At 60.7% G+C, this 23,995-nt stretch carries 22 protein-coding genes; all 22 read left to right on the top strand.

The genetic code is table 11. From position 1 onward, the window contains the following. The first annotated feature begins 1 nt into the window (after position 1). Positions 2-868 carry an amidohydrolase gene (locus tag HYZ49_12210; protein ID MBI3243047.1) on the top strand — a complete coding sequence of 289 codons (867 nt, stop codon included), beginning with the start codon at positions 2-4 and terminating at the stop codon, positions 866-868. Positions 869-907: 39 nt separating this feature from the next. Next, positions 908-2,677, top strand: a complete 1,770-nt coding sequence (locus HYZ49_12205) for an indolepyruvate ferredoxin oxidoreductase subunit alpha (GenBank protein ID MBI3243046.1) — start codon at positions 908-910, stop codon at positions 2,675-2,677. Positions 2,678-2,737: 60 nt separating this feature from the next. Beyond that, entirely contained in the window at positions 2,738-3,382 is a 645-nt protein-coding gene (locus tag HYZ49_12200; GenBank protein ID MBI3243045.1) for an indolepyruvate oxidoreductase subunit beta, read from the top strand. Between the two features lie 109 nt (positions 3,383-3,491). Beyond that, positions 3,492-4,823 (top strand): 2-isopropylmalate synthase, encoded by a 1,332-nt coding sequence (locus tag HYZ49_12195; GenBank protein ID MBI3243044.1) that lies wholly within the window; start codon positions 3,492-3,494, stop codon positions 4,821-4,823. Continuing rightward, a complete protein-coding gene (locus tag HYZ49_12190; protein MBI3243043.1) occupies positions 4,820-5,077 on the top strand; it encodes a MoaD/ThiS family protein in 258 nt (85 codons plus the stop codon). The genes HYZ49_12195 and HYZ49_12190 overlap by 4 nt, the downstream gene beginning before the upstream one ends. Further along, positions 5,077-6,936, top strand: coding sequence for an aldehyde ferredoxin oxidoreductase family protein (locus HYZ49_12185; GenBank protein ID MBI3243042.1), 1,860 nt, complete (start codon positions 5,077-5,079; stop codon positions 6,934-6,936). The genes HYZ49_12190 and HYZ49_12185 overlap by 1 nt, the downstream gene beginning before the upstream one ends. Before the next feature lie 119 nt (positions 6,937-7,055). After that, entirely contained in the window at positions 7,056-8,549 is a 1,494-nt protein-coding gene (ppcB, locus tag HYZ49_12180; GenBank protein MBI3243041.1) for a phenylphosphate carboxylase subunit beta, read from the top strand. A gap of 2 nt (positions 8,550-8,551) precedes the next feature. Further along, positions 8,552-9,364, top strand: a complete 813-nt coding sequence (locus HYZ49_12175) for an HAD-IIA family hydrolase (GenBank protein MBI3243040.1) — start codon at positions 8,552-8,554, stop codon at positions 9,362-9,364. A gap of 186 nt (positions 9,365-9,550) precedes the next feature. Further along, on the top strand, positions 9,551-11,377 hold the full coding sequence (locus HYZ49_12170; GenBank protein ID MBI3243039.1) for a hypothetical protein: 1,827 nt from the start codon (positions 9,551-9,553) through the stop codon (positions 11,375-11,377). An 82-nt stretch (positions 11,378-11,459) separates the two neighbouring features. Beyond that, a complete protein-coding gene (locus HYZ49_12165) occupies positions 11,460-12,560 on the top strand; it encodes a phenylphosphate synthase subunit beta (GenBank protein ID MBI3243038.1) in 1,101 nt (366 codons plus the stop codon). Between the two features lie 4 nt (positions 12,561-12,564). Next, on the top strand, positions 12,565-13,101 hold the full coding sequence (locus HYZ49_12160; protein MBI3243037.1) for an NUDIX hydrolase: 537 nt from the start codon (positions 12,565-12,567) through the stop codon (positions 13,099-13,101). Between the two features lie 97 nt (positions 13,102-13,198). Further along, positions 13,199-13,807: a UbiX family flavin prenyltransferase gene (locus HYZ49_12155; protein MBI3243036.1), complete on the top strand. Its 609-nt coding sequence runs from the start codon at positions 13,199-13,201 to the stop codon at positions 13,805-13,807. Between the two features lie 76 nt (positions 13,808-13,883). Then, entirely contained in the window at positions 13,884-14,603 is a 720-nt protein-coding gene (locus tag HYZ49_12150; GenBank protein MBI3243035.1) for a histidine phosphatase family protein, read from the top strand. A gap of 61 nt (positions 14,604-14,664) precedes the next feature. After that, positions 14,665-15,957 (top strand): AMP-binding protein, encoded by a 1,293-nt coding sequence (locus HYZ49_12145; GenBank protein MBI3243034.1) that lies wholly within the window; start codon positions 14,665-14,667, stop codon positions 15,955-15,957. A 157-nt stretch (positions 15,958-16,114) separates the two neighbouring features. After that, the gene (leuC, locus tag HYZ49_12140) at positions 16,115-17,377 is read left to right on the top strand and encodes a 3-isopropylmalate dehydratase large subunit (GenBank protein ID MBI3243033.1); all 1,263 of its coding nucleotides are present in this window, start codon (positions 16,115-16,117) and stop codon (positions 17,375-17,377) included. A 19-nt stretch (positions 17,378-17,396) separates the two neighbouring features. Beyond that, positions 17,397-19,427, top strand: a complete 2,031-nt coding sequence (locus HYZ49_12135) for an AMP-binding protein (protein MBI3243032.1) — start codon at positions 17,397-17,399, stop codon at positions 19,425-19,427. 131 nt (positions 19,428-19,558) lie between these two features. After that, a complete protein-coding gene (locus HYZ49_12130) occupies positions 19,559-20,098 on the top strand; it encodes a hemerythrin domain-containing protein (protein ID MBI3243031.1) in 540 nt (179 codons plus the stop codon). Further along, on the top strand, positions 20,095-21,252 hold the full coding sequence (locus HYZ49_12125) for an acyl-CoA dehydrogenase family protein (GenBank protein MBI3243030.1): 1,158 nt from the start codon (positions 20,095-20,097) through the stop codon (positions 21,250-21,252). Before HYZ49_12130 ends, HYZ49_12125 begins: the two co-directional genes overlap by 4 nt. After that, positions 21,249-22,301, top strand: coding sequence for a 3-isopropylmalate dehydrogenase (locus HYZ49_12120; protein ID MBI3243029.1), 1,053 nt, complete (start codon positions 21,249-21,251; stop codon positions 22,299-22,301). Before HYZ49_12125 ends, HYZ49_12120 begins: the two co-directional genes overlap by 4 nt. Positions 22,302-22,439: 138 nt before the next feature. Further along, positions 22,440-23,300: a hypothetical protein gene (locus HYZ49_12115; protein ID MBI3243028.1), complete on the top strand. Its 861-nt coding sequence runs from the start codon at positions 22,440-22,442 to the stop codon at positions 23,298-23,300. A gap of 158 nt (positions 23,301-23,458) precedes the next feature. Beyond that, positions 23,459-23,743 carry a hypothetical protein gene (locus tag HYZ49_12110; protein MBI3243027.1) on the top strand — a complete coding sequence of 95 codons (285 nt, stop codon included), beginning with the start codon at positions 23,459-23,461 and terminating at the stop codon, positions 23,741-23,743. 113 nt (positions 23,744-23,856) lie between these two features. Continuing rightward, positions 23,857-23,995 (top strand): TrpB-like pyridoxal-phosphate dependent enzyme (locus HYZ49_12105; protein ID MBI3243026.1); only part of this gene is annotated, 139 nt, incomplete at its 3' end.

The raw sequence follows: 23,995 nt of genomic DNA, 5'->3' as shown, positions 1-23,995 counted from the left end.
TATGCTAATTGACTTCCACCTCCACGTCTCTCGCAGTGAACACGAACGCCCCTGGGTGCTGGAATGGATGGAGAGCCAGTATCAGGGCGACGACTTGTGGACGGTTGTCGAGCAGGTTTTGACGCCGACGAAGTTGCGGCCATTTTTGCAAGAGAACGGAATTGATTGGGCAGTGGCTCTCGCCGAAGATTGCCCGATCACCACCGGAGTCACGCCGCACGACTTTGTGGCCGACTTGTGCGCCCGGGCCAACGCCTTGCCCGACCCGCCCACCGGCCCGCGCGGGCGGTTGATTCCCTTTGCCGCTCTCAACCCGTTCACCATCAACGATCTCGCCGCCGAACTGGAACGGCTGGTCAAAGAGCAGGGCTTTCGCGGCATCAAGGCCTATCCGGTTTATCAGCATCACTACATGAATGACTCACGGTTGTATCCGCTGTATGCCAAAGCTCAGGAACTCGGCATCCCCATGCTCGTCCACACCGGCTCGTCGGTCTTCAAAGGAGCGAGAATCAAATATGGCGACCCTCTGCATCTCGACGACGTGGCAATTGATTTTCCAAAGCTCACGATTTTGATGGCCCACTCCGGGCGGCCCTTCTGGTACGAGCAGGCGTTTTGGATGGCCCGGCGGCACGAGAACGTCTACATGGAAATCTCCGGCCTGCCCGGCAAGAAATTGCTCGACTACTTCCCCGAACTCGAACGGTTGGCCGACAAAGTTGTGTATGGCTCGGACTGGCCGGGCAACCCGTATCTGCGGCGGAATGTTGAAGCCATCGAATCATTGCCGCTAAAGAGTGAGACGAAGGAAAAGATTTTGTGGCAGAACGCGGCGCGGATTTTGGCAGTGGACGCGCGGATGTAGAGCAAAACAACATCTTGCTCTACTGAAAGGCAGTTGCGAATGAAAGAACTCCTCCTGGGTAACGAAGCCATCGCGCGCGGCGCGTGGGAAGCCGGAGTGAAGTTTGCCTCCGGCTACCCCGGCACGCCCAGCACCGAAATTCTCGAAACCCTGGCGAAGCATTATCCCGAAGTAGACTCGCAGTGGTCGGCCAACGAGAAGGTGGCGTTTGAGGAAGGAATGGGAGCGGCCATCGGCGGCTTGCGGGTGATGGTGACGATGAAGATGGTCGGCCTCAACGTGGCCGCCGACTCGTTCATGGTCTTCCCGTATTCTGGCACCAACGGCGGCTTCGTCGTCATCTCCGCCGACGACCCCGGCATGCACTCGTCGCAGAACGAGCAGGACAACCGCTATCTGGCCCTGATGGCAAAAGTGCCGGTGCTCGAACCTTCGGACGCGCAGGAGTGCAAGGACTTTGTGAAGCTGGGGCTGGAGATTTCGGAGCAGTTCAGCGGGCCGGTGATGCTGAGGACGACGACGCGGCTGGCGCATCACAAAGGGCTGGTGGAATTGGGTGAGCGAGCCGAAGTACCCCAGCGCAAGTTCACGCCGGATGCCAAACGCTTCTCGGTGCCGATCTATCGCACCCTGCTCCGGCCCGGGGTCGAGAAACGGATCGCCAACTTGCGCGACTATGCCGAGACGACGCCCGTCAATCGTGTCGAGTGGCGGTCGGGCCAGCCGGGGGAGCCGCCGACCCAGGGGTCGGTTGGATTCGTCTCCAGTAGCATCGCCTATCAATACGCGCGCGAAATCATGCCCGAGGCCTCGGTCTTCCGGCTCGGCCTGACCCACCCTGTGCCGCCGCGCGCCCTCAAAGAATTTTGCGCCGCCCACGAAACGGTCTACGTCGTCGAAGAAGGCGAACCGTTCATCGAAGATCAACTCAAGGCGATGGGCATCACCAACCTCGTCGGCAAGTCCATCTTCGGCGTCATCGGCGAATACTCGCCGGAGCGACTCGCGAAAGCGATAGGGCTGAACGTCCCCGAAAAACCTGATTTCGGCAAAGAGATCACGGTTCTGCCGCGCCCGCCCATGCTCTGCGTCGGGTGCGGGCATCGCACCGTGTTCGACTCGCTGAAGCAACTCAAGGTCACGGTGGCGGGCGACATCGGCTGTTACACGATGGGCGCATTGCCGCCCTACGAGGCCTCGCACACCACGTTTTGCATGGGGGCCAGCATCAGCACCGCCTTCGGGTTGGAGCGGGCCGGGCACGAGCGGGCAGTGGCCATCATTGGCGACTCGACCTTTGTCCACGCCGGCATCCCGGCGCTGATTGACGCCGTCTACAACGGCAGTTCGCTCACCCTCATCATCCTCGACAACTCGACCACCGGCATGACCGGCCAACAACCACACCCCTCGGCCGGCAAGACACTGCGAGGCAAGCCCGCGCCCAAATTGGATTTAGAGGGACTGGTTCGCGCCGCCGGAGTCAAGCAAGTTCAAGTAGTGGACACCTGGCAACGCAAAGACGTGGCGCGGGCGGTCCGGTCGGCGGTGGGCCACGACGGGCCGGCCGTGGTGATTACCCGGGGGCCGTGTATGCGTTTGCCGGAAATGAAACTTTCGGAACGAGGAGAGAGGCCATATTTTATTGACGAGGCGCTTTGCACGAAGTGTGACGCTTGTTTCAAAGTGTGGTGCCCGGCGATCACCCGCACCTCAGCAGGTTTTCCAATAATCGATCCGGTGGAATGTACGGCCTGCACCGTGTGCGCCCAGATGTGCCCGGTGGAGGCGATTGGGCCGATGTGTTAGAGATTAGAGAATTGGAGAATTGCCAATTCTCCAATTCTCTAATTCTCTAGTTATAAGGACATGAATACAACGAATCTAATCTTCGCCGGCGTCGGCGGTCAAGGCGTTCTGTTGATTGCTGAACTTACAGCGCGGGCGGCAGTGCGCGCCGGGTTCGACGTGAAGCAGACCGAGGTACACGGCGTCTCACAACGCGGCGGTAGTGTCGAGAGCCACGTGCGATTCGGCCCTGTCGTGTACTCGCCGCTGGTGACCGCCGGGCAGGCCGACGTGGTGGTTGGCCTGGAGAAGTTGGAAGGATTGCGATATGCCAATTTTGTCAATTTGCAATGCGGCAGCCTGCTTGTCAATGACCACGAGATCATCCCCGGCTCGGTGGCGGGCGCGGCGGAGAAATATCCGCACTACGCGATTGAGTTTCTGCGCGGCAAGGGGTTGAAAGTGACGGCTATCCCGGCCTCCCGGTGGGCCAAAGACCTCGGCGATGGCCGGGTTGCCAACATGATCATGCTTGGGGCGATGTCGGCGCTCACGCCGCAGATGTCAGAAGAGGTGTGGTTGGCGACGCTGACCGAGCGCATCCCGGAGAAATATCGCGCCCTAAACCTGAAAGCGTTTGAAACAGGAAGAAGCTTTGCCTCGCCCCTCGCCAGCCCGCTTCCGGCAGAGGCAGGATCAGACCCTAAGGACTTGTCAAAGAATTAATCCGCAGATTTTCGCAGATGCTTCGCGCGCAGATTTGTTCAATTCATCTGTGAAAATCTGCGTAATCTGCGGATAACTAAACCGCGGAGTTCTAAGAAAGGAGACTCCGATGAGCGAACCAATTGGCGCTGAACTGATCTACGACTGGAATGTGAAAGGCGACCGGCCTCGTTATCCGAAGCGGGTGCTGATCACCGACGAGACCCTGCGCGACGGCTTGCAGTCGCCGTCCATCACTCATCCCTCGATCCAGGACAAGGTCTATCTGCTGTACCTGATGCGTTGCCTGGAAGTGGACGCCGCCGACCTGGGGTTGTGCGGCGCGGGCGAACGGTTCAAGAAAGATGTGACGGTGCTGGCGCGTGAAATTGCCAACCAGCACATGCCCATTGTGCCGCAGAGCGCCGCCCGTTCCATGGAATCCGACATTGCCCCTATTGCCGACGCCTCGCAGGAAGCCGGGATCGCCATCGAGGCCTGCATCTTCCTCGGCTCCAGCCCCATCCGCCAGTACGCCGAAGGCTGGGATGTGGACACATTGTTGCGCCTCACCGAATCGTCGGTCACGTTTGCGGTCACGCACGGCCTGCCGGTGATGTTCGTCACCGAGGACACCACTCGCGCCCGGCCAGAGACACTGCGAGAGATTTACGCTTGCGCCATCCGCGCCGGCGCTCACCGCATCTGCGCCGCCGACACGGTGGGTCACGCCACGCCTGAAGGCGTGCGCTCCCTGATTCGATTCCTGCGGCAAGTGGTGGACGAAGTCAATCCCGAAGTGGGCATTGACTGGCACGGCCACCGTGATCGGGGGATGGACATCGCCAACACAATGGCCGCCATTGAGGCCGGGGCTGACCGGGTTCATGCCTGCGCCCTGGGCATCGGCGAACGTTCGGGCAACACCCCGATGGAAATTTTGCTCGTCAATCTGAATCTGCTGGGGTTAGCCAACCGCGACTTGCAAGGCCTGCCCGAATACTGCGAAGTGGTGTCGCAGGCGTGTGGGGTGCCGATCCCGTTCAACTATCCAATCGTCGGCGCAGACTCGTTCCGCACCGCCACCGGCGTTCACGCGGCGGCGGTCGCCAAAGCCCTCAACAAGAACGACGCCTGGCTCTCTGACCGGGTGTATTGCGGCGTCCCGGCGAGTATGGTCGGCCGGACACAGGGCATCGAGATCGGGCCAATGTCCGGCGAGCACAACGTCCGCTTCTGGTTGCGCGAGCATAACATCGAGCCGCATCCGGTCTTCGTCGAAAAAATCCTGGCGGCGGCCAAGCGTTCCACCCGCATCCTGACTGAAGAAGAAATTCACCGGATGACACGCGTGTTGAAACTCCGTTTGGGAGCCGGCCAGACGGAGGTGAGCGAAAGCGATCTGGAGTTCTTGTTGCCTCACACGCTCCAGCCGCAATCTGTGCCCGGAGCGGGGCGATGAAAGTGACGGTGCGCCTGGGCGAGCCGTTCTGGCGGGCAGCAGGCCAGCGCGAGGTGGTGTTGATTCTCGCGTCGGCGATAACCGTGGCCCAGGCGTTAGAGGTGCTGGCGCGTCAGTATCCGTCACTGGCCGCCGAGCTGAATAACGGCGAGATCAAACCGGCGCTGTTCATCAACGACGAGGCGGCCAGCCCCGAGAGTTTGTTGACCGACGAGGCGACGATGCACATTGTCTGGCCGGCGAGCGGCGGCTGATGCCAAATATTGCTTTCATTGATCTGACCTCGGGGCGCATTGACATCTCGCCCACGCCGGAACGGCTCACGCGAGCCTTCGTCGGCGGGCGCGGGCTGAACATGCACTACCTCCGCAAATATTTGCGCCAGGCGGGCGACCCGCGCCTCATCAATCCGTTCAGCCCGGAGAACCCGCTCATCTTCGGCGCAGGTTTGCTCACCGGAACCATCGCGCCCAATGCCGCCCGCTTCAACGTCAGCGCCAAGTCGCCGGAGAGTCTCGGCCTCGGCGACGCGAATTGCGGCGGCTTCTTCGCGGCGGCCATGCGCAAGGCCGGGTTTGATCGATTGATCATCGTCGGCAAGGCGGAGCGACCGAGTTATCTTCTTTTAGAAGGTGGAGCCGTCTCTGTTCGTGAAGCCAATGGTTTGTGGGGGACTACTTCGCCTCAGGCGCAAGAGATGTTGAAGGCGGCGCACGGCCCGGGCACGGTCAGCGCCGTCATCGGCCCGGCGGGCGAGAACAAGGTGCGAATGGCGTCGGTGATGACCGGGCTGAAGAACACCGCCGGGCGCGGCGGCATGGGCGCGGTGATGGGTAGTAAAAATCTCAAGGCCATCGCCGCGAAAGGCGGCGACCCCATCCACGTTGCCGACAAGGCGGCATTGAGCGCAGTTCGCAAAGAGCAGACGAAGTATCTGCAAGACTCAAAGGTTATTCAAGTCCTCGGCAAACTCGGCACGCCGTTTCTGTACGAAGTGAGCAACCGCCTGGGCGCGATTCGCACTCGCAACAGCCAGGACAACTTCTTTGAAGAGACGCTCGTCGCCTCTGAGATTGAAAAGTTTTCGGATAAGATGCTGGCCTGCACCTCGTGCGTCGTCCACTGCCGCCACCGCAACACGCTCGGCGGCGAAGGCCCGGAGTATTCCACCATCGGCCTGCTCGGCGCAAACATCGGCTTGGCCCCGACTGATCAAGTCATCACTCTCAACAACCTCGTCAACGACCTCGGCCTTGATGCCTCCTCGGTTGGCACGATCATCGCCTGGGCGATGGAGTTGTATCAACGCGGCCTCATCAAAGACGAGATGACAGGCGGGCCGCTGGAGTGGGGGGATTACGAGCGCGTTGCCGAGCTCATCAACGACATTGCTTACCGGCGTGGCTTCGGGGACGTGTTGGCTGAAAGCACCCAAGCCAAGCGCCTCTTTCCGCCCGAAGCCGCCGACTACCTCATCGCCGTCAAAGACCTGCCGCAGTCCGATCCGCACGACGTGCGCTATATCAAATCGTTCGCCCTCGGCATTGCCGTCGCCTCGCGCGGCGCGGACCATCTTCGCAACCGCCCGACGCTCGACATCCTCAAACTGCCCGACGAGGTGCGAATGAAAATCTTCGGCGTGGAGACAAGCGCCGACCCGACTTCGTACGAAGGCAAGGCCGGGATGGTAGCCTGGCACGACGACATCTACGCCGTAGCTGACTGTCTCGGCGTTTGCAAGTTCATCACTCACGGCTTCAACTCCCCCAAGTTGCTGGGTTACGATCATTTCGTGGAGTTGATTCGCCCCGTGACCGGCCTGGAATTCGCCGAAACTGAACTGCGCGAAGTGGGGCGGCGGGTGATCGATCTCGAACGGCAGATCAATCTGGAGTTTGGCCGGACGCGCGCCGACGACACTTTGCCCAAACGCTACTTCGACGATCCGATGCCGGGCCGGGCGACGAAGGGCCATCACATTGACCGCGAGAAATTCCAGAACATGCTGGACGAATATTACGCGGCGCGGGGATGGGATGAGCAAGGGAATTTGCCGGAAGCCAGGCTGAATGAATTGAATGAATTAAACAGATTAGATTCGCCAGGAGGATGACCGACCGCCAAACAGAGACTTGTGTGAAATATCCAGCGGCTCCGGAGTCCGGGGCCACATGAAGTGGTTTGAACTAGCGCATCACTGATCACATTCCCAAGACCAGCAAGGAGGCTGTCATGAAGGACCTGCGAGACTTTATCCAGAAATGTGAAGAGGAAGGCGAGTTGGCGCGCATCAAGGTGCCGGTGGATTGGCGACTGGAACTCTCTCACGTCGCCAAGCTTAACGAAGAGAAAAGCGGCCCGGCCCTGCTCTTCGAGAACGTCACCGGCTACAACACGCCGGTGCTCACCAGCGCCTGCACCACCACGAACCGGTTGGCCCTGATTATGGATATGCCCAGGAACACCAGCCTGGTGGAACTGATGCGCGAGTGGGTCAAACGCACGCGCAACCGAGTCCCGCCCGTGTGGGTGGATACTGCCGGTGCCCCTTGCAAGCAGAACATTGATAAGGGCGATCAAATCAATCTGCTCAAGTTCCCCGTGCCGCACGTTTACCCCAAGGATGGCGGGCGATACTTCGGCACGGCGGTTTACGTCATCACCAAAGACCCCGACACCGGCTGGGTGAACATTGGCACGTACCGCCTGCAAATGCTGGACGGACAGACGCTGGGCACGCAGTTTATCAAGGGCAAGCACGCCGACCAGATGCTCAAGAAATACGCCGAGCGCGGCGAGAAGATGCCGGTCGCGGTCTGCATCGGCGGCGATCCGCTGATGTTCCTGATGGGCGCGGCCCGCTTGCCGGCCCACATCAGCGAATACGAGTTCGCCGGCGCGATCCGCGGCGCGCCGATTGAGGTGGTGAAAGGCGAGACGGTGGACCTCCCCATCCCGGCGACGGCGGAGATCGTGGTGGAAGGCGAAGTGGACCCGGCGGCCTTCCTCCCCGAAGGCCCTTTCGGCGAATACACCGGCTACTATTCGGGCATCGGCACGACGCCGCGCAATTTCATCAAGGTCAATTGCGTGACGTATCGCAACAACCCGATCTTCTGGTCTACCACCGTGGGCCGGGCCGTGACCGATACGCACATGACGATGGCTTTGACTTACGGCTCGACGCTGTGGCAAGAGTTGGAGACCATGCACATCCCGGGCATCAAATCGGTCTATTGCCCGCCGGAAGGCGCCGGGCGCTTCCTGGCCATTATCTCCGTCAAACAGATGTACCCCGGTCACTCGGCGCAGGTCGGCACCGCCGCCATCTCCACCGAGATGGGCGCCTACGGCCTCAAGACCGTGATCGTGGTGGACGACGATGTGGATGCGTGGGATTGGCCGCGCGTGTTGTGGGCGTTGAGCTTCCGTTTCAATCCCTCACGGGCTGAGTTCATCAAGCGCGGGCGCTCCACGCCGCTCGACCCGTCTCTACCGATTGACCAGCGCGATATCACCTCGCGCATCATCCTCGACGCCACCATCCCGTACGAGTGGAAAGAGAAACCGATCCCGATCGAGATGGACAAGGACGTGCAGAAGCGCGTCGAGTCGCGCTGGGGTGAACTCTTCCCGGCCACGCGAAGCGCGGCGAGTGGCGGCGGAAAGGGCAACGGGCGTGTGGCCCCGGACATCGAGCCGGAAGTTGCACATCACGAGATGTAATCATGAAGAAGCAACCCACGGATATTGCCGGTTTCATTTTCGACGTTGATGGGTGCGTGGCCCGGGGCAACCACGCTCTGCCCGGCGTGCCCGAGACGTTGGCGGCGCTGAGAGCGCGCGGCATCCGGTGCGCCTTTCTCACCAACGAGAATATGAAGACGCGGGCGCAGGTGGTGGAGAAACTCAATGGCATGGGCATTCCGTGTACGGTAGAGGACGTGGTTACGTCAGCCATCGTCGCCGCCGAAGTGACGCGCGCATTGCATCCGGGGAAGAAGGTGCTGGCGGTGGGCGCGGCGGGGTTGGTGGAAGCCCTGCAACAGTGCGGCATGGAACTGGTGGATGCCGACCACGCCGCCGAAGCCGAAGTGGTGGTGATGGGCAAAGATCCAAACTTCAACATGAAGATGCTGGATGTCGTCTGTCAGACCATCTGGCGCGGAGCCGATTTCATCGCCACCAATCTCGACCCCAAAGTGCCGGCCGCTAACGGGTTCATCCCGGCCACCGGGCCGATGATCAAGGCAGTGGCTTACGCCACCGGCAAAGACCCACTTGTGACCGGCAAGCCATCTCAATGGGCCGGCGAAATGGCCGTCAAAGCTTTGGGGCTGGCCCCTGAGCGCAGCGCGGTGGTTGGCGATCAACTGGAACAGGACATCAAAATGGGCAAGCAGGCCGGCTTGTTCACCATTGCCGTCCTGACTGGTGCAGCAACGGCAGAAGCTATTGCCGCCGCGGCTGAGGCTGTGCGCCCGGACCTTGTCTTGCCCGACGTGAATCATCTTCCGGCCTGGCTCGACGGCGCCGACTGATGGCTCAGGGCGTGTTTCTCTCAACGTCTATCGGTCATCGGCTGCCATTAAAGGAGGTGCGACCCTACTCGATGTGTTCACCCACTCCAAAGGGGGCCTTACGCTGTAAAGCCCACGCGGCCACAGGCGGGATAACCGCGGGCCATTCATCGCGCCGATTTATTTTCTCAGAGGAGAAAAACGACCATGACCACCAACGGACGATTCCCCAGCCCTTTTGAAGTCCCGACTCCGGAGGGGTGCGAGGGGTGGAAGGACCTCTACCCCTATTACTACGTGTTCAGCGAAGACCGGAAGGAATTCGAGGACAAACGGTTCTGGTTCCAGGATAGTATGCACCATCCGGAGCCGCTCTACCCGTTCGACACCATCACTTGCGAGTCGTGGTGGGTCGCGCTCGGCCAAAACAACACGCGCGTCTTCATCGTGCCGCCGGCGCTCGGCATTGATCAACGCGTCCTGAACGGCTACCTCTACATCACCGCCCTGCCGGTGGCCAACCCGGACGACATCCCCGCGCGGGTGGGCCACTTCATGGAGCGCGCCGGCTACTACTTTCAGAACTGGGACAGGCTCTACGCGCAGTGGGTGAAGAAGGCCGAGGACACCATCGCCGAGTTGAAGGCGATCAAAGTCCCCGACCTGCCAGAGATGGAAGACCTGGAGACGGTGGTAAGGGCCGGGCGGGGTATCACCAGCGCCTACGACCTGGTGGTGGCCTACAACCGGGCCATCGAGAACATGTACAAGATCTGGCAGCTCCATTTTGAGTTCCTGAACCTCGGCTACGCGGCCTACCTCACCTTTTACGGTTTCTGCAAGAACGCCTTCCCCGACATCTCCGATCAGACCGTCGCCAAACTCGTCTCCGGCATTGACGTGATCCTCTTCCGCCCAGACGAAGAACTCAAGCGCCTCTCGCAGGCCGCCGTTGATCTCGGTGTGGCCGGCGTCTTCAAGAAGACCATCCAGCCGGACGAGGTCATCGCCGAGATGGGCAAGTCGGACGCGGGGAAGAAGTGGCTCGACGAACTGGAGAAATCGAAAGACCCCTGGTTCTACTTCTCCACCGGCACCGGTTTCTATCACCTGCACCGCTCGTGGATTGACGACCTGACCGTGCCCTGTCTCGCCATCCGCGGCTACATCGAAAAAATCGAGAAAGGCGAGACCTTGTCCCGTCCGACGGCCGAGATACGGAAAGAACGCGATCGGCTGGCCGCCGAGTACACCGCTCTCATGCCCACCGACGAGGACAAAAAGGCCTTCCAGGAACAACTGGGCCTGGCCCGCACGGTGTTCCCTTACGTCGAGAACCACAATTTCTACGTCGAGCACTGGCATCACACTGTGTTCTGGAACAAGATGCGCGAGTTCGGCAAAGTGTTGGTGAAGCACGGCTTCTTCAAGGAAGTGGACGACATGTTCTACCTGCACCGCTTCGAAGTCCAGGAAGCCCTCTACGACTTGATTGGCGCGTGGGGGTCGGGCGGCGAAGCGCGCGGCCCGCGCTACTGGCCGGCCATCATTGAGAAGCGCAAAGCCCTGTTCGAGAAACTTAAGGCGTATGCGCCGCCGCCCGCGCTGGGCGAGCCGCCGGAAGTGGTCACCGAGCCGTTCACTATCATGCTCTGGGGCATCACCACCGACAGCATCAAGCGCTGGCTCCAGCCGCAAGGCACTGGCGACTCGAAGCAACTCACCGGCTTTGCCGGATCACCCGGCCTGGCCGAAGGCCCGGCCCGCGTCATCACCAGCGTCGAGGAACTCAAGGACGTGCAGCCCGGCGAAATCCTCGTCTGCCCGATCACCACGCCGAGTTGGGCGCCGGTGTTCCCGCGCATCAAGGCCACCGTCACCGACATCGGCGGCATGATGTCGCACGCGGCCATCGTTTGCCGCGAGTACGGCCTGCCGGCTGTCGTCGGCACCGGCTTTGGCACCAAGAACATCAAGACCGGGCAGAAGCTGCGCGTGGACGGAAGCAGCGGTACCGTGACTGTGTTGAGCTGACGGTCAGTGTTGAGTGAAACGTGAGGCTTGGTTTTCACGTTTCACTCTCCTCGTTTTATTCGCTTGCGGGAGCGTGATCTCAATGGACGCCGAACCCTACATCCTCTGGCTCGATGACTGTGATCGCACATCCGTGCCGTTGGTCGGCGGCAAGTGCGCCAGTCTGGGCGACATGATCAAAGCCAACATCAACGTGCCGCCGGGTTTTGCGGTGACGACGGCGGCTTACCGGGATTTTCTCGCGGAGGCTGGCATCGGCCAGGAAATTCAGAAGATTCTGGCGGAAGTCCGCCCGGATGATGTCGAGGCCGCCGAGAAGGCCAGCCTCACCATCCGGCAACTGATGGGCTCCGCCCCCATTCCGGCGAAGATCGAGGACAGCATTTACCGGGCTTACAAGGAATTGTGCGGCGAATGCGGCGTGGCCGACTTGCCGGTGGCCGTGCGCTCCAGCGCCACCGCCGAAGACCTGCCCAATGCCTCGTTTGCCGGGCAGCAGGACACGACGCTCTGGGTGCGCACGGCCGGCTCCGTTTTGATCCGCACCGCAATTTGTTGGTCGAGCCTTTTCACACCTCGCGCCATCTCCTATCGCCTGGCCATGGGCTTCCCGCACGACAAAGTGCTGATCAGCGTCGGCGTCCAGAAGATGGCCAACGCTCGCGTGGCAGGAGTCATGTTCACCCTCAACCCGTCCAACGGCGACCGCTCGACGATTGCGATTGACGCCAGTTGGGGGTTGGGCGAAAGCGTCGTCTCGGGCATGGTTACGCCCGACAACTTCCTCGTCAACCGGATCACGAAGGACGTGATAAAACGGGTGGCCTCGCCCAAACTAATCGAATACATTCCCGATCCGGAGGGGCAAAAGGCCGTAGTAATGGATGTCCCGCCCGAGCGCCAGAATGCGCTGTGCATGACCGACGAGGAGGTCCAGGCAGTAGCGATTCTGGGAGAATGCCTCGACGTCTACTATCGAAACCCGCAGGACATCGAATGGGCGCTGGACCGCGACTTGCCTTTTCCCCGCAACATCGTTGCCCTGCAGTGCCGCCCGGAAACGGTGTGGAGCCGCAAGCCGCGCGAGTCCATTGCCAAGCAAAAAAGCGGGCCGCTGGATTTTGTGGTCGCCAATTTGCTGGCCGGCGTGCGCACCGGCCTGAACCACAGCCGGGAGGACTAGCGTCATGCGCGCCCAATTCTGCGCTGAATGCGGCACGCGCCTGACCATGAACCTGATCCATGGGCGCGAACGGGAACACTGCCCGGCGTGTGGCGTCGTTGTCTACCACACGCCCGCGCCAATCGGGATGGCGATGGTAGAGCGCGACCATCAGTTGGTGCTTATCCGACGGACGGCTCCGCCCTTGCAGGGGTACTGGGCCCCGCCGGCCGGCCATGTGGAACTTGGCGAATCGGTCACCGAGGCAACCATCCGCGAGACCCGCGAAGAAACAGGTCTGGAAATTATCTTGGGTGAATTGGTGAACGTCTATTCGCACGGCGATGCAGAGGTGATGATTGTGGCTTATCGGGCACGAGCCACCGGCGGGGAGCCGAGAGCCGGAGATGACGCCGGCGAGGTGGGTTTGTTTGCCCCCGGCCATATCCCGGTTCAACCGCCTCCCGATGTGTCGCAGGCGACGGCGCTTGACCGCTGGTTTTATGGAGTCGTTCAGGAGGCCACCGGGCCCTGGCGCGAGGCCCCGACGGGACGCCTATGAGGCGATTAGAGAAAATTCCGAATCGATTTACGGTTCGCGCCGCAGTTGCACTGCGGGCGCGGCGGCAGTCCAATTGCCGCCGAAACGTAGGACACCCATGAGGCGATTAGTCGTCGGTATTTCCGGGGCCAGCGGAACGATCTATGGCATTCGCTTGCTGGAAGTCTTGCGCGGCGTCGCCGATGTGGAAACGCACCTTATCCTGAGCAATGCCGCCAAACAGAACGTCCTGCTGGAGACGGACTACACGGTGGAGGCCGTTGAAGCGCTGGCCGATGTGCAGCACCGCTTTGGCGATACTGCGGCCGCCATCTCCTCCGGCTCATTCAAAACCATGGGGATGGTGGTCGTGCCCTGTTCGATGAAAACGCTCTCAGCTATTGCCCATTCGGCCAGCAGTAACCTGCTCATTCGCGCCGCCGACGTGACTCTCAAAGAGCGCCGCCGCCTGGTGCTCGTCCCGCGCGAAACGCCTTTGCACCTGGGGCACTTGCGGTTGATGACCCAGATCACGGAAATCGGCGCGGTGCTCGTCCCGCCCATGCCCGCGTTTTACCACCGCCCGCAAACGCTGGACGACGTGATCAACCAGACCGTCAACCGCATGCTCGACTTGCTGGGTATTGAGCTCAATCAGGATTTGTTCGAGCGGTGGCAGGGGCCGCACTATCCGTTGCAACAGCGCTCGGAGGACGCGAACTCATGATTGCGCCTTGTCTCCCGGATAGTCGGCTAGTCTATCTGGCCATTGACGCCGAGTTGCGCGATTGGAAACCCGAAACATGAGCCTCGCGATCTACCTTGTGCGTCATGGCGAAGTGGAGCATCACCGCACGGACGTGAGCCTCACACCGCGCGGGCAGGCGCAAGCCGAGGCCGCCGGAGCCTTGCTCGCAACCCGCGTCGCCGCCAGCGACTCGGTTGCCATTCGATATTCACCCGTGACACGGGTGAAGGAGACGGCGGAGCTGTTGCACGGTAGCCTCTCGTCTGCGCTGGCCGCCGCCGGGGGCGTCATCTTCTCTCCGCTGCAACCCGATGAAGCCTTGAGCAACGTCCGCTTTATTTTGAATCCGGGTGAACCGCCGAATGAACCGTCTTTGCTTCATGCCCAAACCAACAGCCCGGCCTTTTTGCAGAGCGTGTCTCCTGCGCGCGCCGACTTCTACCGCGGCTTTTGGGCCAGCCGCGACCCCATGGGTTACTGGCTGACGCGCGACAGCGCGGGCGCCGCCGAAACGCTGGAGATTGTCTGGGCGCGGGTGTGTGAGCGAGTGCGCGGTCTTTTGGATGAACATGGCCAGGGCCTGGAGAGGCGCACCCATTGGATCGGCGTCACGCACTCCGGCGCGTTGCGCGTGGTGCTCCGCCACGCCTTTGGCGCCGATCCGGGTGAGCCGGATTTTTGTAGCTTCGTCGTCATCGAACCGGACGGCCCGCGCAACCGGCTCACGCTTTCTTATCAGGGGCGGAGGACGCCACTGGAACTGGCCGAATGCTGAGCAGACCGACGCGGTCTCCAAGACCGCGTCGGTCTACAATCAATGTTACGTAGAATAACCCATGCCATACTTCGATCAAGCCACTGAAACTTTGCCGCGTGAGCGATTGGCGGCTATGCAATTGCAGAAATTCCGGGCGATGTTGGCTGAGCTATGGGGCGGGAACGCGTTTTACACCGCCAAGCTGAAAGCGGCAGGCGTCCAGCCGGGTGATCTTTGTTCGCTGCCGGACTTGTCGCTTCTGCCGGTGACGACCAAGGCCGAATTGCTGGCCGACCAGGCCGCCTACCCGCCATTTGGCCGCAATCTAACCTATCCGCTGTCGGCTTATGGGCGCATTCATCAAACGTCCGGCACTACCGGCGCGCCGTTGCGCGTTCTGGATACGGAAGCCAGTTGGCACTGGTGGGGCCGGTGCTGGGGCCATGTGCTCTGCGGCGCGGGCCTCAACGCCTGGGATCGCGTGTTCATGGCTTTCTCTTTCGGCCCCTTCATCGGTTTTTGGGCGGCGGTCGAAGGCGCGCGCCAGGTGGGGGCTATGATGATCCCCGGCGGCGGGCGCGATTCGCTTCAGCGTTTGGAATTGATGCGCGACACCGGCGCAACGGCCTTGTGCTGCACGCCGACGTATGCTCTGCGGCTGGCTGAGGTGGCGCGCGAGAGCAACTTCGACCTGAGCCGCCTCGCGGTGCGGGCCACCATTCACGCCGGAGAGCCGGGGGCCAACATTCCCGCCACCAAGCGGCGGATTGAACAGGCCTGGGGCGCGAAATGTTACGACCATGCCGGGGCTTCGGAAGTGGGGGCGCATTCTTTCGAGTGCGAAGCCCAACCTGGCGGGACGCACATCATCGAGAGCGAGTTCATCGCCGAGGTGCTGGACCCGAATACCCTGCGGCCGGTGGCGCCCGGCCAGCAGGGCGAACTGGTCATCACCAACCTGGGACGGTGGGGCTTTCCCGTCATTCGTTATCGCACCGGCGACATCGTGCTGCTCAACCCGGCCCCATGCGAGTGCGGGCGGACCTTTGCCCGCTTTGAAGGCGGTGTGCTGGGTCGGGTTGACGACATGATCACCGTGCGCGGCGTCAACGTGTTTCCGGGCGCGGTGGAAAACATCATCCGCCGCTTCGCCGAGGTGGACGAGTTTCGGGTCACGGTTCGCACCGTGCGCGAGATGGACGAAATGAGCGTCGAGGTCGAGCTGGTCGAAGACGCCGACCCGGCCGTGGTCAATGCCATCGGGCAGACCATTGACTCGGCGCTGTCTTTCCGCCCGGCCATTTGCCTCGCCCCGCGCGGCGCGCTGCCCCGCTTCGAGTTGAAAGCCCGGCGCTTTTTCGTGGAGCATTAGTGACTCTACTGCAAAAACCACGATCTCACTGCGAAGGCGCGAAGGGCGCAAAGGATTCGCCCTTGTTTTCCTTCGCGTTCTTGGCGTCTTCGCGGTTCAAATGGGCTTTTTTCAGTGGAGCCATTAGTGGCACTTTCGGAATGGAGAAGCAGTCAACATGGGTATGACCTTAGCCGAAAAGATACTCGCCGACCACTGCGGCGAAAAAGAAGTCCATCCGGGCCAATTCATCAACGCCCGGGTAGACATTGTGATGGCGTCCGAACTGTCGGGCATTGTGGCGATTGAAGAGTTCGAGAAGATCAAAGGCGCGCGAATCTTCGACCCGAAGAAAGTCGTGTTCGTGATGGATCACTTCACGCCGGCCAAAGACATCAAGAGCGCCGAGATCGTCAAACGTTGCCGCGAGTTTGCCCGCGAACACGGCATCACCTTCTTCGAGGTCGGCCGCGCCGGAATCCAGCACATCCTTCTGCCGGAGAAAGGCCTGGTCTCACCGGGCGACCTCATCGCCGGCGCCGACTCGCACACCTGTACCCACGGCTTCCTCGGCGCGTTCGGCACGGGTATCGGTTCCACCGACGCGGCGGCGGCCATGGTCCTGGGCGAAATCTGGTTGAAGGTTCCAGAGAGCGCCAAGTTCGTCTATCACGGTCAGCCGCCCCGGTGGGTGGGCGGCAAGGATTTGATATTACACACTATCGGCCAGATTGGCGTGGATGGCGCGCGCTATCAGGCGATGGAATTCACGGGCGAGGCCCTCGATCACCTCGGCCTGGCCGACCGTTTCGCAATGGCGAACATGGCGATTGAGGCCGGGGCCAAGACGGGCCTGTTCGCCGCCGACGAGAAGACGCGCGAGTTTTGCCGCAGAGCGGGCGCGCGCGAGGGCGCGTGCCACCGAAGCGATCCTGACGCAGAGTACGCCGCCGTGTACGAGTTCGACGTTGAGAAGTTTGAGCCGTTCGTCGCCCTGCCGTTTTTACCGGAGAACGTCAAGCCGGTGTCGGAGTTGGCCGGATTGGAGATTGACCAAGTTGTGATCGGCATGTGCACCAACGGCAATCTCGAAGACCTGCGCGCCGCCGCCGAAGTCTTACGCGGGCGGAAGACTCACCCGCGCGTGCGAACGGTCATCATCCCCGGCAGCCAGAAAGTGTATCTCGACGCATTGCACGAAGGACTCATTGACATCTTCGTCGAGGCCGACTGCTCGGTAAGCACACCGACGTGCGGCCCGTGCCTCGGCGGGCACATGGGCGTGCTGGCCGCCGGCGAGCGGTGTGTCTCGACCAGCAACCGCAACTTCAAAGGCCGCATGGGCCATGCCACGAGTGAAGTGTATCTGGTGAATCCTTATGTGGCGGCGGCCTCGGCAGTGGCAGGCCACCTCGCCTCGCCGACTGAAGTCTTGAAGTGAAAGCAACACAGGTTAATCCATGACATCTGCCTCTTCTCTGCCCTCAACCATTGGCGGCTTGCTTACCGAACGGGCTAACCGCCAGCCCGACCACACTTTCCTGGTGAATGGCGACGAGCGCTGGACTTACGCCCGGGCCGAGCAACAGGCGGCGGCGTTGGCAAGGGGACTGTGCGCGCTGGGATTGCGCCCTGGCGACCGGCTGGGAATCATTTTGCCAAATCTCGCGCAATATGTGATTGCCATCTTTGCCGCCGCCAAAGCCGGAGTGATTCTGGTTCCCATCAACACCCGGCGCAATAAGGCTGAAGTGTCGGCGCGCCTCTCGAAGACTCAGCCATCGGCCGTCATCACTGATGCCGATCACTTGCCGATGATGCGTGAACTGCGCCGCGATGTGCCTGAACTGAAACACGTGATTGCACTGGAAGGGGATGCCGATGGCGTAATTGGTTTTGAGAGTCTTCTGGCGGCCACCGCCACCTCCCGCTTGCCGGAAATCGCTCCGACAGACCCGGCGGCGATCATCCACACCCTCGGCAACTCGGGCCAGCCGCGCGGCGCAGTGCTCACGCACGGCGGACTATTGCAAAATGCGGCGGCCATCGCCGCCGGTCTGGCCTGCACCGCCGACGATGTGTTCCTCGGGGCGGTGCCGTTTTCCAATTCATTCGGCCTCGCGCCGACTATCCTGGCTTGCGCGGTTGCGGGCGCGCAACTTGTGCCCCTGTCAATCTATCATCCCGGCGAAGCCCTGGCGTTGATCGAGAGAGCGAAGATCACGGTGCATCACGGCGTCCCCACCATGTTTGCGCTTGAACTCAATCATCCCGACTTTCGCGCAGAAAGGTGCGCCAGCCTGCGCACCGGCATTATGTCCGGCGCGCCTTGCCCGCCTGAGTTGGTGACTCGCGTGCGGGAGCAGATGCACTGCAACGTGGTGCTGGCCTATGGCCTCACCGAAGCCTCGCCCGCCGTCACGATGACTCGTTTGGATGATGGCCCGATTACGGCGACTCAAACGGTGGGCCGGCCGTTGAACGGCGTGTCGTTGAAGGTGGTGGATGCCGACGGAAACGCCTTGCCCGAGGGCTCGGAAGGCGAACTATGCGCGCGCGGTTACAACATTATGCAAGGCTACTGGCATGACCCGGAAGCTACGGCTCAGGTGCTCGATGCCGATGGCTGGTTACATACCGGCGACCTGGCCGTGATCGATCCCGATGGTCCGGTGCGCCTCATCGGGCGCAAAGGCGAGATCATCAACCGGGGCGGTTTCAAAATCTATCCCGGAACTATAGAGATGGTCTTGCGTTCGTACCCTGGCGTAAAAGAAGCGGCGGTCGTCGGCGTGCCCGATTCGATTTTCGGCGAGATCACCTGCGCCTGCGTGGTGCGCGCGCCGGGCGCAAATTTTGGCGCTGATTCACTACGGGCCTTCGCCGCCGAGCGCCTGGCCGACTCGGCGGCGCTCGACCGGGTCGTGTTCTTCGAAGCCCTTCCCCGGCGAGACAGCGGCCCGGTGCGGAAAGACCTCTTGCGAGAGCGGGTGCGGATACGCGGCCACGCCTGGAAGTTCGGCAAGAACATTGACACCGACGCCATCATCCCGGCCCGTCACTGCAACACCGCCGACCCGCGCGAGTTGGCCCAGCACTGCATGGAGGACGCCGACCCCGACTTCGTCCGCAAGATGCGGCGGGGCGATGTGATCGTGGCCGACACCAATTTCGGTTGCGGCTCATCGCGCGAAGTTGCGCCCATCAGCCTCAAGGCCGCCGGAGTGTCTGCCGTCATCGCCAAATCCTTTGCCCGCATCTTCTTCCGCAACTCGATCAATATCGGCTTGCCGATTCTGGAATGTCCGGCGGCAGTGGATGCCATCGAGCAAGGCGATGAGGTGGAAGTGGAACCGGCCACGGGCGCCATTCGCAACCTCACTCGCGGCGAGACTTACCGGGCCGAGCCATTCCCTGATTTTCTGCAACGCATCATTGATCGAGGCGGATTGCTGGCCTACGTCGAAGAGCGGTTGGCGGCAAGATTATAGAGCAAGATTCCACCTTGCTCTACTAAGGGTTTGTCAAAGAATTAATCCGCAGATTACACAGATTTTCGCAGATGTTTTAATTAAAATCTGCGTTCATCTGCGTAATCTGTGGATAACTAAGGAGAAACTTTGTGAATCCCATCGAACATCTTTTGGAAGACCATCGCCTCATCATGGCCCAGGTGGCCGATTTGCGCCGGGCGACCGCCGATTTGGGCGCGCGCGGCGAGGCCGCCCTGGCCGATGCCCTGCCGGTGCTGGGCCGCATCGGCCACATGATGGAAACGCAGTTGGCCCTGCACGCGAAGAAGGAAGACGAGGCGCTGTTCCCGGCCCTGGAGGCCGTCTTTGGCGAACAAGGCGGCCCAACCGGCGTGATGCGGATCGAACACAAAGAGATTCACGGCCAGGGCGAGATTCTCCGCAAAACGCTCCACGAATTGCACCAGGTTGAGCATCCGCAAATTGAAGCCGGGGCGGAGAAGTTGAAAGCGTTGGCGGTCACGGGCGGCAGTGCTGACATGTTGAAGGTCAACGCCGAAGAGATCATCCGCCTGCTCGACATGCACTTTGGCAAGGAAGAGGACATCCTGTTTCCTATGGCTCTGAATATGCTTGACGACGAAGGGCTGGCGGAAGTCGGCCAGAAAATAGAGGCGATGCTGGCATGATAGGCTTTACGCTCACTGACGAACAACGCGAGTTCCGCGACATGGCTCACAAGTTCGCGGAGAAAACTATCCGCCCGGTTGCGGCTGAGGCCGACGAAAAAGAAGAAGTGCCGTGGGACGTTCTGGAAAAGGCGCACCAGGCGGGTTTGATCACCTATTCCTTTCCCGAAAAGTATGGCGGCGGCGGCGTGGACAGTGTGCTGACCAAAGCCCTCGTGGACGAAGAAATATTCTGGGGCTGCGCCGGGATCGCGACGATCATCGGCGGCGCGGCGCTGGCGGCCACGCCCATTTTGATCGGCGGAACCGAAGCGCAAAAGGAAAAATACATATCGTGGCTTTGCCGGGGCAGCCCCGGCGGTCGCCCGGCCCTCGGCGCGTACGCCCTCACCGAGCCGGGGGCCGGCTCCGACCCGGCAGGCATGACCACCGTCGCCCACCGCAAAGGCGACCGTTACATTCTCAACGGCCAAAAGGTCTTCATCACCAACGCCGGCTTGGCCGACGTGTATGTCGTCTTCGCCACCGTCGATCTCTCGCGTGGTGCCGACGGCATCACAACTTTCATCGTCGAGAAGGATTGGAAAGGCGTGATGCCGGGCAAGAAAGAAAAGAAGATGGGCATCCGCGCCTCGCACACAGCGGCCATCTCGTTTGTGGACGTGGAAGTGCCGGTGGAGAATCGGCTGGGCGAGGAAGGCGAGGGGTTCAAGATCGCCATGCGCACGTTCGACATCACGCGGACGCACATTGCCGCCGGGGCTGTCGGGGTGGCGCGCGCCGCTTTCGAATACGCTCTGGCTTACGCCCACGAGCGCAAGCAGTTTGGCAAGCCGATCTTTTCCTTCCAATCTATTGCCTTCATGCTGGCCGAGATGGCGATGAACATTGATGCGGCCCGTTTACTGACGTGGCGGGCGGCGTGGCTCTACGACAACGGCCTGCCCTGCACGACCGAAGCCAGCATGGCTAAAGCTTACGCCGCCGACGCGGCCATGAAAGTGACCACCGACGCGGTGCAGATTCTCGGCGGCTATGGCTACATGCGCGAATATCCGGTGGAGAAGTGGATGCGCGACGCCAAGATCATGCAAATCTACGAAGGCACGGCCCAGATTCAACGGCTGGTGATTTCAAGGCGGTTAAAGGCATGAAGACTTACAACATCGGCGTCATTCCGGGAGACGGCATCGGCCCGGAAGTGGTGGCCGAGGGACTCAAAGTTCTGCGCGCCGTCAAAGACGGCTTCGATGTCAATCTCGTCGAGTATCCTTACAGCGGCGCCTATTATCTGAAAACCAAAGAGCTTGTGCCGGATCGCGTTATCAACGAGTGGCGGGCGCTGGATGCCGTGTTCCTGGGTGCGATTGGTCATCCGGGTGTTGAGCCAGGCCTGGTCGAGCGGTCGGTCATCATGGGCTTGCGGATGGGTCTCGATCTGTACGTCAACCTGCGCCCGGTCAAGCTCTTCGCCGAGCATCTGTGCCCGCTCAAAGGTAAGACACCAGCCGACATTGACTTTGTAGTCATCCGCGAAAATACCGAAGACGCTTACGCCGGCGCCGGCGGCATCTTCCGCAAAGGCACGCCGGACGAAGTGGCGATTGCCGAGATGATCTTCACGCGCAAAGGCACTGAGCGAGTTATTCGATATGCGTTCGAGTTGGCGCGCTCACGCCCGCGCCGCAAACTCACAATGGTGGACAAAGCCAACGCCATCCGCGCCCAGGACCTGTGGACACGGACGTTTGCCGAAGTGGGCAAAGAGTATCCCGACGTAGAGCAGAATCACTTGTACGTGGATGCCTGTTGCATGTTGATGGTGAAAAGTCCTGAGGCCTTTGACGTGGTGGTGACGACGAATCTGTTTGGCGACATCATCACCGATCTGGGCGCGATGATTCAGGGCGGGATGGGCACTGCCGCTTCGGGCAACATTCACCCCAGCCGGAATGGAATGTTCGAGCCGATTCACGGCTCCGCGCCCGACATTGCCGGGCAGGGCGTCGCCAACCCCATTGGCGCGATTCTGTCGGTGGGAATGATGCTGGACTTCCTCGGCGAGAAGCGCGCCGCTGAAAAGGTGGAACGGGCAGTGGCGGCCCTGCTCACCTCACACCGTCTCCCTTCGGTGGATGCCAAAAGCGGCCTGAGCACAATTCAGATCGGCGACATGGCGGTAAGAGAGATGGCAGAACAGTAAACCGCGCGCTCCCCTCATTGATAACCCGCTTCGACAAACCCCGTGTCTTGTGAACAATATCACTAAATTGACAAAGTCCGTTTTCATGCTAGACTAAAAATGTCTCACTTGTTTGACGGAATGATTACAAACTGACATATGTCGAAGCGACCTCAACTTCAGACGCAGTTCGTTATTTTTGTTCTATTTGGCGACGTGATTATTCCCAGAGCAGATCGAGTGTGGACGTCCAGCTTATTGCAGATGCTGGAGGTGCTGGGCGTAAGTGAACGGGCGGTCCGTTCGACCATTTCGCGCATGAGGCGCAAGGGCTGGCTCAAACCGGAACGGGATGGCCGTCACAGCCTTTACACCCTCACCGCCAGGGGCCGCCGAATTATAGAAGAAGGCGGCCAGCGCATTTTTGAGCCGCGCAAACTGGAGTGGGATGGTCAATGGCACCAGGTGGTGTATTCACTTCCGGAGAACAAACGCAATCTCCGCAACGACTTACGCAAGCGGCTGACCTGGCTGGGCTTTGGGCGGCTGGCCCCGGGCACGTGGATATCGCCTCATAATCGCTTGGCCGAGGTGGAAGTGGTGATTGACGATCTTGGGGCAGGGCAGTTTGTAGGGTGTTTTTCAGGATTGCGTTTGACCAATGGTGACAACCGCGAACTTGTGGAACGTTGTTGGGATATGAAAGGCCTTAACTATCTGTATAGCCGGTTCATCGGCCAGTGGGGGCCGGAATACGAAAAATGTACCGAGGCCCTTACCCGTGGAAATGAATTGTCGCCGGCACAATGCTTCGCCCAGCGGTTTTGGGTTACCCATGAATACAGCCCTTTCCCTCGGCTCGATCCGAATTTGCCGTCAGCTTTGTTGCCGGATGGATGGTTGGGCGACAAGGCCGCCGAAATTTTTTATGGATACCGAAGCCTGTTGAACAAACGCTCGGATGAGTTCATCGCTGAGACTTTGCAAAGCCCAAACGGCCGGAAGATTGATGGCAAGTGAGATCAAGGAATGAGTCAACAAAACTTGCAATTGAAAAATGTGCAGGCAAATATCAAGAGCTGGTCTGAAAGCGGACTGGCTCTTTTATTTATGAGTATTATCCTCTGAATTATCTGACTTTTGTCAGGTTTGGATGACTCGATTCTGTGGAGAATACGATGAGCGATTTCCTTCTTGACACCGCGTTGCCGCGCAAAGAAACGCCCCGGCTCTCAAGTTTTGAGTCGCCGCCGAATCCTGCCCTGGTGGCCGAAGGCTGGGAGCGCCGCTTTACGGTGGATGGGAGGCGGCTGAAAGAGTACACCACGCTATACACCGCGCTTGGCTATGAAGTGCACATTGAACCGCTTCAGTCTGCCGAGGTCGGCCCAGACTGCGCCGACTGCCGCTTGATCGCCTTGTTGCAGTTTTCCACCGTCTACACTCGCAAGCAGGTGAAATGACGCCATGCGCTTATTGATTAGAAGGAGGCCAGCCCCATCGAGACGATTTCACTGCCACTGTCACTTCATTACTGTCGTATCGGCCCTATAGTTTTGCAGGAGAAAAGATCACCATGAGCGACCAATACAAATATATTCTCGACGAGAGCAAGCTACCGAAAGCGTGGTACAACATCAACGCCGACCTGCCGGTTCCGCCCCAACCCGTCCTGCACCCCGGCACGATGGAACCCGTCACCCCCGACTTCCTCG

The organism is Chloroflexota bacterium, from assembly GCA_016197225.1.
GTDB lineage: Bacteria > Chloroflexota > Anaerolineae > Anaerolineales > VGOW01 > VGOW01.
The sequence above is the reverse complement of the archived record's forward strand: the minus strand, read 5'-3'. Positions and strand labels throughout refer to the sequence as shown.